Below are 15,012 nucleotides of genomic sequence, written 5' to 3'. Positions count from 1 at the left end.
TTGGTTAGTATTTATAAAGTTTAGGTTAGTTGATAAAAAAAAACCCAGATGGATGTCTGGGTTTTTTATTTTAAATAAGATGACTATAAATTTTTGCCTAACTTTTCAATCATCTCTGCCGGGATATTGTGCGTATCTACAACCAGAAATCCATCAAGGCAATCCGAGAATTTCGGATCTATATTAAATGAGATTATTTTAGCATTCAGCGTCATGTACTGGCGCAACAATACCGGAATTTTAATGTGTGTATTTTCTATGTCGCCAATAATGCCGTCCAGATCTTTGAAAGATTCGCTGCTTTCTACTAAAGGATTTGTAGACATAGGCAAAAGATCTGCCTTGAATTTATTTCTTGGCTTCACATATTTAGCCATTTCATAATCGAAATGATTTCTGGTGATGAAATCCACAATCAGTGCTTTGCTAAATTTCGAGAAATTATTACTGATACTTACAGGGCCAAACATATAACGATACTGAGGATTATCGATCAGGTATTTTAAAATTCCTTTCCAAAGCAAGAATAATGGAAGCGGTTTTCCTTGATATTCTTTCCTGATCCACGAACGTCCCAATTCTATACCTTGTCTCAACATTGGATAAAACTGGTCTTTCATTTTAAATAATTCTGAAAGGTAAAAACCACGTCTGCCCAGGCTTTCTAAAATTTCATCTCCTTTTCCAATGCGATACGCACCAACAATATTTTCCAGCTCTCTATCCCAAATAAATAAATGGTTATAGTAAATGTCGTAATTGTCAAGATCAATTTGTTTGTTTGTGCCTTCGCCTACTTCGCGGAAGGTAATTTCTCTTAACCTGCCAATTTCCCGCAAAATATTAGGGATTTTTAGCGTCGGAACGATATACACTTCATAGTTTTTTTCGGTCCACACTTTAAAATCTTCCAGTGTTTCTACTTCAGCTTTAATCAGGTTTCTTGAGGTTTCTTCGATAATCGCTGCCGGACTTTTCCTGATTTTAAACAGTTTTAAAGGATTGAAAAGTTTTTTATCGGTATCCAAACCAACACCTAATGAATAGGTTCTTGCGCGCAGATAATCCAGCAGTTTTGTACTGCTCATCGCGGCAATTTCCCTCACGGTAATCGCTTTTCCAACACGTACTTTAATGGTGCGGCCACTTTTATTGAGAAATTCTGAAGGCAGTTTTGCTGTACGTAATGTTGGGTGAATAAAACTCAGGATGTTAAAGAAAACACCATTATTTCCGTGGAAATAAATGGGAACAACTGGAACTTTCGCTTTTGAAATCAATTTTCCAACCACGGGATGCCACATTCTATCTGTTACTTGCTGTGCATCAATTTTAAATGTAGATACTTCTCCTGCCGGAAAAATCCCGATAGGTGTACCGCTTCTTAACAAGTCAAAAGTAGTCTTTAAACCGCTGATGCTGGAGGAATGCTGAACATTTTCAAAGGGATTAACGGCAACGAAAAATTCATCCAGATTGGGTATTTTTTTCAGGATGAAGTTCACCATTACCTTCGCATCTGGCCGCACAGTGCATAAAAGTTTAACCAAGGCTAAACCTTCTACGCCGCCATAAGGATGGTTGGCTATTGCGATGAATGGACCTGTTTTAGGAATTGAGTTTAAATCATCTTCATCAAATTCGATGGAAACACCAATGGTTTCCAATATTTTATCTACAAATTCAAGTCCTTTAAAGTGTTGATTTTGAGCGAAAACATCATTAATGTCGTTCAATTTCATGATCTCCATCAGTAATCCTGCCAAACCCGGTACGCCAAGTTTATCAATCTTCGTGGCTTTAGCAAATTCTGAGGTTGTAATGATCTTCATAAGATAAAATTATTAAGGTGTTGATGGCAAAACGATGCAGTTTTGCAATCCCAAAAATAAGATTTATATTTAGAATAAGGTATGTTAAAATGGTATGAGAACTTGGCTCAACAAATCTTTTGGTTTTAGCAGAAGCCAGTATAATGGCCTCATTGTACTTATTCTGATTGTTTTGCTGGTAAAATGTATACCTTATTTATATAGGTATTTGCAATCGCCGCCAATAAATGACATTAATTTGCGTGCAAATCTGCAAGAGTTGGAATTTTTAGAAAAAAGCAAAGCGTTACATTCTGCGGTCCCAAAAAATACTGCTAAAAAAAAGAAACTTTTTTATTTTAACCCAAATACTTTAGATCAAACCGGTTGGGTTGCATTGGGTTTATCAGAGAAGCAAGCTGGTGCAGTTTTAAATTATGTGCGCAAAGGTGGTAAATTTCGCCAGCCTGCAGATCTTCAAAAAATGTATACCATTTCTCCAGGCTTGTATAAAGAGTTGTACCCGTATGTGAATATTCCGGAAGAAACTGCATACGATTCAAAGGCAAAGCCGATGAATCCTGCATTCGAAAAGAAGGCACCGGTTTACATCGAAATTAATGGTGCAGATTCTGCTGCTTTAGATCGAATTAGCGGAATTGGCGGAACTTTTGCAAATCGAATCTTACGCTATCGGCAACGACTTGGCGGTTTTTATGCCAAAACGCAACTTATGGAGGTGTATGGCCTAGATTCTGTGAAGTTTGCTCAGATAAAAGATCAGTTTTATGTAGATGCAACAAAAATGAAAGCAATTAAAATTAATGTTGCTGAATTTGAAGACCTGAAAGCTTTTCCTTATTTAAGTTATAAACAGATGAATGCCATTATTCAATACCGCAAACAACACGGCGTTTATCGGGATAAAAGCGATTTGGCTAAAGTTATTCTGTTAAACCCATCAATCATCGAAAAAATTTCGCCTTATCTCATTTTTTAATTATGGTCACGGTTTAGGCCTTTAAAAATTCGGTTCAAAAGAATTGAACCGAATACCATTTTATTCTATCGCCAAGCAAATATTTAATGGTAATGTTCTCGCAAATAATTGTTTATAATTGTGCTTAGGCTAACAAAAAAAGCAATGAGCGTAACATTTAATTTTTCAGAATCTGAATTGCAACAAAGCGTAAAGGCAATGGTTCGCGAATTTGCGGAAAAGAGAATCCGACCGAATGTAATGGATTGGGATGAAACCCAACATTTTCCGGTAGATGTTTTTAAAGAACTGGGCGCATTGGGTTTGATGGGGGTTTTGGTTCCGGAAGAATTTGGTGGTTCTGGTTTAGGCTATCAGGAATATGTAGATGTTATTGTAGAAGTTGCCCGCGTTTGCGGCTCGGTTGGTTTATCACTAGCGGCGCACAATTCTTTATGTACCGGGCATATTCTTGCTTTTGCAAACGATGAACAAAAACATAGATGGTTGCCGAAATTGGCATCTGCAGAGTGGATTGGCGCCTGGGGTTTAACAGAAGCGAATACTGGATCTGATGCCTTAAGAATGATGACTACCGCTATTGAAGATGGTGATGATTATATTATAAACGGATCTAAAAACTGGATTACGCACGGAAAAAGTGGCGATGTTGCAGTAGTAATGGTGCGCACAGGAGAATCTGGCAGTTCTAAAGGCATTTCTGCAATTGTTGTGGAGCGCGGAACACCTGGGTTTTCTGCCGGAAAAAAGGAAAATAAATTGGGTATGCGTGCCTCAGAGACGACAGAAATGATTTTTGACAATTGCCGTGTGCCAAAAGCGAATTTGCTGGGGAATATAGGCGAAGGTTTTAAGCAAGCAATGAAGGTTTTAGATGGCGGAAGAATTTCTATTGCGGCACTTTCTTTGGGTATTGCGAAAGGCGCTTTTGATGCTGCGGTAAATTATTCTAAAGAAAGACATCAGTTTGGTGCACCAATTTCAAGCTATCAGGCAATAAGTTTTAAGCTTGCCGACATGGCTACAGAAATTGAAGCTGCCGAATTGTTGATCAGGCAGGCTGCAGATTTAAAAAACAGGCATCAACCCGTAACCAAACAATCTGCAATGGCAAAATACTTTGCTTCAGAAGTGGCAGTTAAAGTATCGACAGACGCAGTTCAGATTTTCGGTGGTTATGGTTATACAAAAGATTTTCCAGTAGAGAAATTTTATCGAGACAGTAAATTGTGTACGATAGGAGAGGGAACTTCCGAAATCCAAAAAATTGTAATTGCACGTGAAATTCTAAGCTAAGCAAGATAAAAAGAAACAACAAACCAAATATAGTATGAGCAAATCCGGATGACCCTAAGGTCTCCGGATTTTTTTTGGATTTTAGTTTCGTTTTTTTTGGGATTTAAAGATTAAAATTTAAAATCTTTTATTCTTTCTGTTGATTTTATATTTTATAAAGTAATTTTTCTATTTTTTATAGTTGATATAATCGAATAAATATTATTTTTGTTTGATTCTTTATAAATAAAAACGTTAAAATTTATAGAATCTTCTTTTTTAATAAAAATTTTTCGTTTTTTTATCTCAGTAACCTAAACTAAACTAAAAAACTAATCAAGTATTGCGAATATTTAAAAGGTCATGATGCTCTTTTTAAATTTTTTTGCAATACTTTTTTATTTTACAAAGTTTTTAATCAGATCCGTGCGGATTTTTGTTTTATAGATGGGCTTTTTGGCTTGTTGGTCGATTATTAGGTTTTTATTGAAGAATACCCTAAACTTTTAATAAATAATCGATTTAACTAAACCAAACAGCATGAAAGAAAAATTACTCGTCTTCCTTTTTGTTCTGCTTTGCTTTTCAGCGCAGGCCCAACAGAAGAAAATTTCAGGAAAAGTAACTGGTGTTAACGACGGATTGCCTTTGCCGGGTGTTTCTGTTATTGCTCCGGGAACCAGAATTGTTGCCCAAACCGGAGCAGATGGTATGTATACCATTTCTGTTCCCACATCTACCAATAGCCTTATTTTTCGTTTTGTAGGCTTTAAAAGTAAAACGATTTCCATCACCTCATCTACAGTCAATGCTTCCTTAACTGAAGAAATGAATGATTTAGATGATGTAGTAGTAACGGGTTATGGTACCGTAAAAAAGAGAGATCTTATTGGCTCTGTTGCCACAATTAAAGGAGACCAGGTGGCTAATAAACCTGTACAAAGTTTTGACCAGGCTTTGGGCGGTAAAGCCGCTGGTGTTCAGGTTTCAATTCCAAACGGCGTGTTGAATAACCCGCCTGTTTTTCGTATTCGCGGCACAAATTCCATTTCTTTAAGCTCTTATCCTTTAATTATTATTGATGGTGTCGCAACGTTTACGGAAAATGTGAGCAATACGAATGCGGCGGCAAATCCTTTAGCGAGTATTAACCCGAATGACATCGAAACGATGGATATTTTAAAAGATGCCGCTGCAACCGCAATTTATGGTAGTCGCGCGGCAAATGGCGTAGTGGTGATTACGACTAAAAAAGGTAAATCGGGCAAAGCTGTAGTTACTTATGATGGCTGGGCCGGATTAACAAACGTACAGCGTTTGCCGAAGATATTGGATGCTTTCCAATATACAGACATCAAAAACGAAGGATTGCGTAATGCCGGTACATTTAGTGCAACCAACCAATATGCATTAACCAATGGGCCAGATGGACAACCCATCAATACCAATTGGTATGATTATGCTTATCGTCAAGGTACATCTTATAGTAATGCTTTAAGTGTTTCTGGCGGAAGTGAATCTACCAGGTATTACATGTCTATCAATCAAACTGCTCAGCAAGGTATCATTCAAAAAAATGATTATAAAAGAATTGGCGGTATTTTTAATATAGAACATAACATTAGTAAAGCATTGAGTGTTGGCGCTAAATTGCAGTATGCCTCAGAATCTAATCTTGCGGTAATTAGCTCCGGATCATTAAACGGACAAGCATTTTCTACTGCAGGTTTGGGCCGTGTTGCCTTGGTTAATGCGCCAAACGTTTCTCCGTATCTCAATGATGGTTCTTACAATTTAAGCGGAAATAATCTCGGTTTAATGAACAACAAAGTTTCTCAGGTGGGTTTTTACAATCCTGTAGTGCAGATAGATTTAGATCGTTCTAATAATTATCTAAACAGGATTCAATCTAACGCATTTGTTCAGTACAAACCCGCTTCGTGGGTTACTTTGAGAAGTGTTTACGGAATAGATTATTTACTGGCCAACAACGATTCTTTTGCCAATCCGATTAATGGCGATGGTTTTGCCGGTGGCGGATCTGCAACATTAAGCAATAACCAGAATAAACGCTGGGTTTGGACTACAACTGCGCAATTTGATAAAACCTTCAATGACGCGCATACGTTTTCGCTCTTGTTAGGAACAGAACAGCAAAAAACAACTTCAAGATTTTTCAGCGCCACAAGAACCGGATTGTCTGATAAAGCTTTTGACGATTTTACTGCTGGTTACACACAATTTACCAACGATGGCACATATGGAGAAAATTACCTGGTTTCTTTCTTCAGCAGGTTGGCGTATGATTTTAAGAAAAAATATATTATCAACGCAACCTTGCGTAGAGATGAATATTCTGCATTTGGCCCTGATAAAAAAGCTGGATATTTCTATAGCGTAGGTGCGGGTTATGAAATTGCACAAGAAGATTTCTGGAAAAATAATGGAATTGGAAAGGTGTTCAGCAGCTTCCGTTTAAGAGGTAGTTATGGCGAAGTAGGAAATTTTGCCGGATTGAATGATTATGCATCGCTTTCTACTTATTCTGCCGGATTATTTGGTGGAGCGCCAACTTTAGCATTTAACTTTGCAGGAAATAGCGAAATAGGCTGGGAAACGAGTAAAAAACTCGATATAGGTATCAACTTTGGAATTTTGAAAGATAAAATCACTTTCGAAACTGCTTATTACAGTAATGATATTGATGGTTTAATCTATAATGTTCAGCAAGCGCCTTCTGCCGGTTTGCCAAATAATCCTCAGGTGAATATCGGCTCTATGTACAACCGCGGTGTCGAATTTGCAGTAAATGTACAGGCAATTAATACAGGCAGTTTCAGATGGAGTCCGTCTTTCAACTTCACCTACAATAAAAATATGATTACCGCACTTACGCCAGATATTACGCAATTCACCACGGCAACATCTTCCTTAGAAACGGCAAGTATTTCTAAAGTCGGTACTTCGCTCGGAATGATTTATGTTGCCAGAACAGATGGTGTTGATCCGGCAACAGGCCGACGAATTTTTATTAATGCCGCAGGTCGCAGAGTGCTTTATGACCATAGCGCTGCAGTTGCCAACAGATGGAGATATGAAGATGGTACAATTGCGCCGGCAATCAGTTCGGTAGATCAAACCATCTACGGAAACTCACAGCCAAAATTTTATGGTGGTTTTACAAATACATTCAATTATAAGAACTTTGATCTGGGATTAACCTTTACCTATCAAGGCGGATTCTATATTTATAATGGTACTCAGGCATCTATTATGGATCAGCGTTTCTGGAATAACTCTACAGATATTTTAAACAGATGGACAACTCCAGGTCAGATTACTTCAGTTCCCAGAGTTGTCGCAGGTGATAACATGTCTAACGGTTCTGCAGTTCCATTAGATATTAATGTATACAAAGGCGATTTTATCAAATTAAGAGATATATCATTAGGTTATACAATTCCAGCCAGTTTCTTATCTAAATTAAAAATTTCAAGCGCCCGGTTTTATGTAAGTGGACAAAACTTGATTATCCTAACCAAATACAATGGAACTGACCCAGAAGTATCTTCCAACGGAGGATCAAACGGTGCCCAAGGTATAGAACGTAACTCTGTAGCGAGTGGTAGAGTAGTAACAGCAGGCGTGAATTTCAAATTTTAAGTACATCAGAATGAAAAAAGTAATTTTATACACATTTGCATTGATGATTGTTGTGGCTTCATCGTGCAGAAAGGAAGAAGATCTAAATCCTAAATCGTTGAGCGCTGTCGATTTTGAAGCCTCATTTGCAACAGCCGATAGAATAAAAGCGCAGGTGCTCGGTTTTTATGCAGGTTTAAAAGTAAACAATTTTTATGGCGGAAGATATATTGTATATAATGAAGTCCGCGCTGATAATTACATCAATTTAACTACAAATGCAGTAACTGCTTATCAGGTTTGGAATTTTACGTCATCAAACAATTCACAAGAAGTTACAGATCTTTGGTCTGCTGCATATACTGTAATTAACAGGTGTAATTTGTTTATCGACGGAATGGCCGCTGGTGGTGCCGCGACAGTAAGTGCAACGCTTGCTACAAATTACGTAGCTGAAGCAAAAATGGTTCGCGCGATTGCATATTATAGTTTATTGCAGCTTTACGCACGCCCGTATTGGGACGGTAATGGAAGTAAACCAGGTTTGCCTTTGAGGCTTACCGGAAACCAGGGCGCCGGAAATTACGATTTGGCGAGAAGTACGGTAGCTCAAGTATATGCGCAAATTATTTCGGATTTGAACGATGCAGAAACCGGATTACCATTAACGTATACTACAGCGTATGACAATACTGTTCGCGGGCACCGCAATACTGCCATCGCACTCAAAACCCGCGTGTATTTAAGTATGCAACGTTATGCCGATGTAATTACAGAAGCCAATAAAATTGTGAGTACAGCTGCGCCATTTACCGCCACAACTGGTGTTGCAAATGCACTTCAGGCAGATGTTGCTAATGTTTTTAAAGCGCCATATACAACTACAGAATCCATAATGTCTGCGCCAATGAATGCCGGAACAGACGTGGCAACGGGGCAATCGGCATTGGGTTCTTACTTTTATTCGGTACGTGAATTTAAGTTGAATGATGCCGGCATTATAGCCGATGCAGGCTGGAAAACGACTGACGCCAGAAGAAATTTGATTGGAACCGCAACCATAAGTAATGTTTCGAGCAAACTGATGGGTAAATTTCCAACACCTTCGCCATATATAGATTATGTGCCCGTTATTCGCTATGCCGAAGTATTGCTGAGTTTGGGAGAAGCAATTGCCAGAAATACCAACTCTGTAGATGCGAGAGCGGTTGCCCTGCTAAATGCTGTTCGCCAGCGTTCTGATGCCACAACCACTTTTACAGCAGGAAGTTTTGCGAGCGCGCAAGCACTTTGTGATGCTTTTTTAAAAGAAAGAAATATTGAATTGCTTGGTGAAGGTTTGAGAAGCCCGGACTTACTGCGCCTCGGATTAGATTTGCCAGCGAAAGGAACTGTATCTTCTGTGCCTTCTACCAGCAGATCTTATATTTTTCCAATTTCGCAAGCAGAATTGTTATACAACAGATTAATGACCGATAATTAATTTCTCTGTAGAAATTTTGAAAACAACTTATATCAATCTTATGAATATTTTGAACAGGATATGCAGATTGAAAAAATAATTCATAATTCAGAAATTAATCCTTATGTTTGCAATCCCAAAAGAGAGGAGGTATTTCAGCGTTATGATTATGATTAATATTAAAGACGGCGAATCATTAGATAAAGCCCTTAAACGTTTCAAGAAGAAATTCGAGAAAACTGGCGTTTTAAGAGAGTTGCGTAGCCGTCAGGCTTACGAGAAAAAATCTGTAGCTCGTCGTACTGAAATTAAACATGCTGTTTATATTCAAAACATGAATCAAGATACAGCTATCTAAGTTGTTCTATATAGATTTTCAAAACCCCTCAAGTTTCCTTGAGGGGTTTTTATTTATATGACATTTTCATTGATTTAACAATTTCTTTATATCAAAAGTATTCGTACCTTCATCATAATGGCAGAGTAAACGATACCCTATGTTGTTAAAAAGTTTCATCATTTATTTATCCCACGAGAAACGTTCATCTCCGCATACCATCACTTCTTATCAGGCAGATTTGACGCAATTTTCTGCCTATATCGATCAGGAATATGCATTACCGCTTACAGAGGTTAAGCATACACATTTGCGCAGCTATATGGTTTCTCTGCTTGAAGAAAAAAACTCTGCCACAACTATAAACCGAAAAATATCCAGTTTAAAAAGTTTCTATAAGTTTTTGCTGCGAGAGGGAAAAATAGAAGAAAACCCTACTGTATTAATCCGTGCACCAAAAGTTCCAAAACGTTTACCGGTATTTGTTGATGCAACGAAAATGGATCATCTTTTAGATTCTGGAGTGTACTTCAAAGACGATTTTAATGGCTTACGAGATCACTTGGTGATTGAATTGTTGTTTGGCGCCGGACTTCGTCTTGCAGAATTAATACAATTGAAAGAACACGACGTTGATTTCTATGCAAATACGCTTAAAGTTCTGGGTAAAAGAAATAAACAACGTATAGTTCCGATAAATAAACAGCTTATCAATCAGCTAAATATCTATATAGAACAAAAAAAGTTGCAAAAATATAATAACAATTTGCCTATATTAATCGTTACCAATTCAGGAGCTGCAGCATATCCAAAATTGATTTACCGGATTGTTACCGGATATTTAAAGTATATATCTACGCAGGATAAAAAAAGTCCACATGTACTACGCCACAGTTATGCAACGTCATTGCTAAACGCCGGTGCAGACTTAAATGCAATTAAAGAACTGCTGGGGCATTCAAGCCTGGCAGCTACTCAGGTATATACACATAATTCAATCGAAAGATTAAAAACAATTTATAAACAAGCCCATCCAAAGGCGTAAAAAAAGGAGGAAAAATGAAAATCGGAGTTCAATCAATCCATTTCAATGCAGACAGTAAGTTGTTAGATTTTATCCAGAAGAAAGCGAATAAACTGGATCAGTTTTTTGATCAGATCATTAGCGGCGAAGTGTATTTAAAGTTAGAGAATGTAGAACATGAGGCCAATAAAATTAGTGAAATTAAACTGATTGTACCTGGCGGAACGCTATTTGCTAAAGAACAATGTAAATCATTTGAAGAAGCCACAGATCTGGCTATCGAATCACTTAGAAAACAAATCACTAAATATAAAGATAAGACGCGCGCAAAACTAAGCGAACACAAAGCCATGTTAACCGAAAGTGAAGCTTCGGAATTTTAAGGCTGAAATAGCATATAAAAACAAAGGAGCGGTAAAGTTTACCGCTCCTTTGTTTTTAAAACTTCGTAGAGCCGATAAGCAAAAAAATATGTGCTTGGCATAGATCGTTATCTTGATATTTTATCTGTTTTAATAGAAAAGCAATTGGTACTTCTTAAAAAATTGGGTTTTCTCTTCGTTTAAAATAAAGGGATAGCCAGTAAAACTCCAATATTTATTCCTTATATATGACGGGATATTTTTTTTTCTTAAGATATTTTGAAAAAAAAGATGCTGGATTTAGCTTTTGACGGATGAAAAATTGAAGATTATCTCTCAGCCTGAATAAAAAAATAAGAAAGATTAATCGGATTAAGTAGGGTAGAGGTATCTGTAAACCTAAAGGAGTCAAAAAAAAATGATTTTTTTTTAAGAAAAAATGCGTCATAGAAATATCTGATTATGAATATCATATTTACTAAAGTGTGGAAAAACCAAGCCAGCCGAAATGTTGGTTTGTTTATTTTTTTTTAAAATAATTTTGAAGTGAAATATAAGTGTGTATATTTGCATTCCCTTTCGGAAAGGGCGTTAAGCCAAACAAAAAAGGGTTGTTCTTTAAAAAGATAAAATTTTAAAAAAAACACGTTGAGTGTATGAAAAATGAACTTTTTTCGTATACTTGCACAAAATTTAAAAGCCTCCTTAGCTCAGCTGGTAGAGCAACTGACTTGTAATCAGTAGGTCATTGGTTCGATTCCGATAGGAGGCTCTTTTATCTTAAACGTGTAAACGATTAAGATAAAGATGGGGAGATACCAGAGCGGCCAAATGGGACAGACTGTAACTCTGTTGTCGTAAGACTTCGAAGGTTCGAATCCTTCTCTCCCCACTAAATCTAATGAGTGAATGAGTGAATATGTAAATGAGTGAGTGTAAACATTCCATCATTCCAGAAACAATCAGTCTTCATTGTTTAAAGCGGAAGTAGCTCAGTTGGTAGAGCGATAGCCTTCCAAGCTATAGGTCGCGAGTTCGAACCTCGTCTTCCGCTCATTAATGTTCAATAGTAAATTGGTTCAGCGGTTCATTCACTGATGAACGAAGGAGCAAATGAACTAAAGAGCGAAAAAGTAAAAAGCCGAAGTAGCTCAGCGGTAGAGCACTTCCTTGGTAAGGAAGAGGTCGTGGGTTCAAGTCCCATCTTTGGCTCTAAAGAAAACTTTGTTAATCTGTACAAGCAGAAAAGACAAGGTTTTTTGTGTTACAAATTGTATCAAAACGATAAATAAAATAATAAAAAAGTTAACCTACTAATTAGTTATAAATAAAATGGCAAAAGAAAAATTTGACCGCAGTAAACCGCACTTAAACATCGGTACAATCGGTCACGTCGATCACGGTAAAACAACTTTAACAGCGGCTATTACAAAAGTTTTGGCTGATGCTGGTTTAACTGAGGCACGTTCATTCGATTCAATTGACTCTGCACCAGAGGAAAAAGAAAGAGGTATCACTATCAATACAGCTCACGTTGAGTATTCAACTGCTAACCGTCACTATGCACACGTTGACTGTCCAGGTCACGCGGATTACGTGAAAAACATGGTTACTGGTGCTGCTCAGATGGACGGTGCAATTATCGTTGTTGCTGCTACTGATGGTCCAATGCCACAAACTCGTGAGCACATCTTATTGGCTCGTCAGGTTGGTGTTCCTTCATTAGTTGTATTCATGAATAAAGTGGATATGGTTGATGATCCTGAATTATTAGAACTAGTTGAAATGGAAGTTCGTGAATTGTTATCTTTCTACGAATTCCCAGGTGATGATATTCCAGTAATCCAAGGTTCTGCTTTGGGTGGATTAAATGGTGATGCTAAATGGGTTGGTAAAATCATGGAATTAATGGATGCTGTAGATAGCTACATTCCAATTCCTCCACGTTTAACTGATCTTCCATTCTTGATGCCAGTTGAGGACGTATTCTCAATCACTGGTCGTGGTACAGTAGCAACTGGCCGTATCGAGCGTGGTGTAATCAACTCTGGAGATCCAGTTGAGATCTTAGGTATGGGTGCTGAGAACTTGAAATCTACTGTAACAGGTGTTGAGATGTTCCGTAAAATCCTTGATTATGGTGAAGCAGGTGATAACGTAGGTTTATTGTTACGTGGTATTGAGAAAACTGATATCCGTCGTGGTATGGTAATCTGTAAACCAGGTTCAGTAACTCCTCACACTGATTTCAAAGCTGAGATCTATGTATTGTCAAAAGCAGAAGGTGGTCGTCACACTCCATTCTTTAACAAATACCGTCCTCAGTTCTATTTCCGTACCACAGACGTAACTGGAGAGATCTCTCTAGCTGAAGGTACTGAGATGGTAATGCCAGGTGATAACGTTACAATCACTGTAAAGTTGATTAACGCAATCGCAATGGAAAAAGGTCTACGTTTCGCTATCCGTGAAGGTGGTAGAACAGTAGGTGCTGGTCAGGTAACTGAAATCTTAGCTTAATTTTAAGCTACAATAATAAAAAAGAGCTGGTTTCGGCTAGCTCTTTTTAAAATACACGGGAATAGTTCAACGGTAGAATAGAGGTCTCCAAAACCTTTGATCAGGGTTCGAATCCTTGTTCCCGTGCTTAATTAAGAATTGAGTATTTAAATGAGTGAATGATTGAATTTGAAAGATAGCTTTCAGATATTATCATTCACTCATTTACTCATTCACACATTCAACAATTTTGATATGGCTAAGGTAGTTCAGTTTATAAAGGAATCATACGAGGAGATGACTCAAAAGGTTACATGGCCTACATGGGGAGAATTGCAAAGCTCTGCAGTTCTTGTGTTGGTTGCCTCATTAATTATTGCAATTGTAATTTTTGCAATGGACAAAGGATCTACCTTTGTTTTAGATACTTTTTATAAATCACTTTCTAATTAATAATTTCCTGTAATGAGCGATCTAAAGTGGTATGTAGTAAGAGCTGTTAGCGGTAAAGAGAAAAAGGTAAAACAATACATAGATGCAGAGATTAGCCGTTTAGGTTTTTCGCATTTGGTACCTCAGGTATTGATCCCGATGGAAAAATATTACCAGATGAGAGATGGTAAAAAAATTGCTAAAGAACGCAACTATTATCCAGGCTACGTACTTATCGAAGCAACTCTTGATGGAGAGCTGGAACACATCATTAAAGGTATCAATAGTGTTATTGGTTTCCTGGGTGATAAAGAAGGTAATCCAATTCCAATGCGCCAGGCAGAAGTTAACCGTATTTTAGGTAAGGTTGATGAAATGAGTGAGCAAGGCGAGATGATGAATGTTCCTTATTATGTTGGTGAAAACATCAAAGTAATGGATGGACCTTTCAACGGTTTCTCTGGAATTATTGAAGAAGTGAATGAAGAGAAGAAAAAACTCAAAGTTATGGTGAAGATTTTCGGAAGAAAAACGCCACTTGAGTTGAACTACATGCAAGTAGAAAAAGAATAGAATTTATTTTCAAAAATATTTGGGGACTGCAAGATTATTCATATCTTTGCAGTCCTTTTGGTTTTGTATAAAACCGCTGGAAAATAAAATGTTACATGCTTCCAAATTTAACATTGAGTTTTAAATAAATTAAAAACACAAAATGGCAAAAGAAGTCAGTGCAATGATCAAATTACAGATCAAGGGCGGAGCTGCAAATCCATCGCCACCAGTAGGGCCTGCATTAGGTGCTAAAGGGGTAAACATTATGGAGTTTTGCAAACAGTACAATGCTCGTACCCAAGATAAAGCAGGTAAAGTATTGCCGGTTGTAATTACTGTTTATGCTGATAAGTCATTCGATTTCATCATCAAAACCCCTCCTGTAGCAGTTCAGTTGAAAGACGCGACTAAATTACAGAGTGGTTCTGCTGAGCCTAACCGTAAAAAAGTTGGATCGGTGACCTGGGACCAAATTAAAGTTATTGCTGAGGATAAAATGCCTGATTTAAATGCATTCACTATCGAATCCGCAATGAGTATGGTTGCTGGTACAGCACGCAGTATGGGAATCACCGTTTCTGGTGACGCACCCTGGAACAATTAATTAAAAAAC

At 37.5% G+C, this 15,012-nt stretch carries 12 protein-coding genes and 5 tRNA genes; 16 read left to right on the top strand and 1 reads right to left on the bottom strand.

Features of this window, described 5'->3' with window-relative positions:
* Nucleotides 1-83 precede the first annotated feature (83 nt).
* Nucleotides 84-1,832 (bottom strand): lysophospholipid acyltransferase family protein, encoded by a 1,749-nt coding sequence (locus tag ACJVDH_RS14025; RefSeq protein WP_443944028.1) that lies wholly within the window; start codon nt 1,830-1,832, stop codon nt 84-86.
* 94 nt (nt 1,833-1,926) lie between these two features.
* Between ACJVDH_RS14025 and ACJVDH_RS14020 the strand changes: the two genes are divergently transcribed.
* The 16 genes from ACJVDH_RS14020 to rplK all read left to right on the top strand — a co-directional run bounded on the left by ACJVDH_RS14020 (nt 1,927) and on the right by rplK (nt 15,003).
* Entirely contained in the window at nt 1,927-2,811 is an 885-nt protein-coding gene (locus ACJVDH_RS14020) for a ComEA family DNA-binding protein (RefSeq protein ID WP_443944027.1), read from the top strand.
* Nucleotides 2,812-2,955: 144 nt separating this feature from the next.
* Nucleotides 2,956-4,107, top strand: coding sequence for an acyl-CoA dehydrogenase family protein (locus ACJVDH_RS14015; protein WP_443944026.1), 1,152 nt, complete (start codon nt 2,956-2,958; stop codon nt 4,105-4,107).
* 519 nt (nt 4,108-4,626) lie between these two features.
* On the top strand, nt 4,627-7,749 hold the full coding sequence (locus tag ACJVDH_RS14010) for a SusC/RagA family TonB-linked outer membrane protein (RefSeq protein WP_443944025.1): 3,123 nt from the start codon (nt 4,627-4,629) through the stop codon (nt 7,747-7,749).
* Nucleotides 7,750-7,759: 10 nt separating this feature from the next.
* Entirely contained in the window at nt 7,760-9,211 is a 1,452-nt protein-coding gene (locus tag ACJVDH_RS14005) for a RagB/SusD family nutrient uptake outer membrane protein (protein ID WP_443944024.1), read from the top strand.
* A gap of 142 nt (nt 9,212-9,353) precedes the next feature.
* Nucleotides 9,354-9,548, top strand: coding sequence for a 30S ribosomal protein S21 (gene rpsU / locus ACJVDH_RS14000; protein ID WP_443947627.1), 195 nt, complete (start codon nt 9,354-9,356; stop codon nt 9,546-9,548).
* A gap of 139 nt (nt 9,549-9,687) precedes the next feature.
* Nucleotides 9,688-10,572: a tyrosine-type recombinase/integrase gene (locus ACJVDH_RS13995; protein ID WP_443944023.1), complete on the top strand. Its 885-nt coding sequence runs from the start codon at nt 9,688-9,690 to the stop codon at nt 10,570-10,572.
* Nucleotides 10,573-10,586: 14 nt separating this feature from the next.
* Nucleotides 10,587-10,934: a ribosome hibernation-promoting factor, HPF/YfiA family gene (gene hpf / locus ACJVDH_RS13990; RefSeq protein WP_443944022.1), complete on the top strand. Its 348-nt coding sequence runs from the start codon at nt 10,587-10,589 to the stop codon at nt 10,932-10,934.
* A gap of 678 nt (nt 10,935-11,612) precedes the next feature.
* Nucleotides 11,613-11,685, top strand: a tRNA-Thr gene (locus ACJVDH_RS13985).
* 37 nt (nt 11,686-11,722) lie between these two features.
* Nucleotides 11,723-11,805, top strand: a tRNA-Tyr gene (locus ACJVDH_RS13980).
* A gap of 89 nt (nt 11,806-11,894) precedes the next feature.
* Nucleotides 11,895-11,967 (top strand) — tRNA-Gly (locus ACJVDH_RS13975).
* Nucleotides 11,968-12,053: 86 nt separating this feature from the next.
* Nucleotides 12,054-12,125, top strand: a tRNA-Thr gene (locus tag ACJVDH_RS13970).
* A gap of 120 nt (nt 12,126-12,245) precedes the next feature.
* Nucleotides 12,246-13,433 carry an elongation factor Tu gene (gene tuf / locus ACJVDH_RS13965; protein ID WP_010601091.1) on the top strand — a complete coding sequence of 396 codons (1,188 nt, stop codon included), beginning with the start codon at nt 12,246-12,248 and terminating at the stop codon, nt 13,431-13,433.
* A gap of 55 nt (nt 13,434-13,488) precedes the next feature.
* Nucleotides 13,489-13,559 (top strand) — tRNA-Trp (locus tag ACJVDH_RS13960).
* Between the two features lie 108 nt (nt 13,560-13,667).
* Nucleotides 13,668-13,865, top strand: coding sequence for a preprotein translocase subunit SecE (secE, locus tag ACJVDH_RS13955; RefSeq protein WP_443944021.1), 198 nt, complete (start codon nt 13,668-13,670; stop codon nt 13,863-13,865).
* A gap of 12 nt (nt 13,866-13,877) precedes the next feature.
* Nucleotides 13,878-14,417, top strand: a complete 540-nt coding sequence (gene nusG / locus ACJVDH_RS13950; protein WP_443944020.1) for a transcription termination/antitermination protein NusG — start codon at nt 13,878-13,880, stop codon at nt 14,415-14,417.
* 142 nt (nt 14,418-14,559) lie between these two features.
* Nucleotides 14,560-15,003 carry a 50S ribosomal protein L11 gene (gene rplK / locus ACJVDH_RS13945; protein WP_090884121.1) on the top strand — a complete coding sequence of 148 codons (444 nt, stop codon included), beginning with the start codon at nt 14,560-14,562 and terminating at the stop codon, nt 15,001-15,003.
* Nucleotides 15,004-15,012 lie beyond the last annotated feature (9 nt).

The organism is Pedobacter terrestris (assembly GCF_052343045.1).
GTDB lineage: Bacteria > Bacteroidota > Bacteroidia > Sphingobacteriales > Sphingobacteriaceae > Pedobacter.
The sequence above is the reverse complement of the archived record's forward strand: the minus strand, read 5'-3'. Positions and strand labels throughout refer to the sequence as shown.

Coding starts and splice junctions, on each gene's coding strand:
- ACJVDH_RS14025 (WP_443944028.1), bottom strand. CDS start 1,832: ATGAAGATCATTACAACCTCAGAATTTGCTAAAGCCACGAAGATTGAT.
- ACJVDH_RS14020 (WP_443944027.1), top strand. CDS start 1,927: ATGAGAACTTGGCTCAACAAATCTTTTGGTTTTAGCAGAAGCCAGTAT.
- ACJVDH_RS14015 (WP_443944026.1), top strand. CDS start 2,956: ATGAGCGTAACATTTAATTTTTCAGAATCTGAATTGCAACAAAGCGTA.
- ACJVDH_RS14010 (WP_443944025.1), top strand. CDS start 4,627: ATGAAAGAAAAATTACTCGTCTTCCTTTTTGTTCTGCTTTGCTTTTCA.
- ACJVDH_RS14005 (WP_443944024.1), top strand. CDS start 7,760: ATGAAAAAAGTAATTTTATACACATTTGCATTGATGATTGTTGTGGCT.
- rpsU (WP_443947627.1), top strand. CDS start 9,354: ATGATTATGATTAATATTAAAGACGGCGAATCATTAGATAAAGCCCTT.
- ACJVDH_RS13995 (WP_443944023.1), top strand. CDS start 9,688: ATGTTGTTAAAAAGTTTCATCATTTATTTATCCCACGAGAAACGTTCA.
- hpf (WP_443944022.1), top strand. CDS start 10,587: ATGAAAATCGGAGTTCAATCAATCCATTTCAATGCAGACAGTAAGTTG.
- tuf (WP_010601091.1), top strand. CDS start 12,246: ATGGCAAAAGAAAAATTTGACCGCAGTAAACCGCACTTAAACATCGGT.
- secE (WP_443944021.1), top strand. CDS start 13,668: ATGGCTAAGGTAGTTCAGTTTATAAAGGAATCATACGAGGAGATGACT.
- nusG (WP_443944020.1), top strand. CDS start 13,878: ATGAGCGATCTAAAGTGGTATGTAGTAAGAGCTGTTAGCGGTAAAGAG.
- rplK (WP_090884121.1), top strand. CDS start 14,560: ATGGCAAAAGAAGTCAGTGCAATGATCAAATTACAGATCAAGGGCGGA.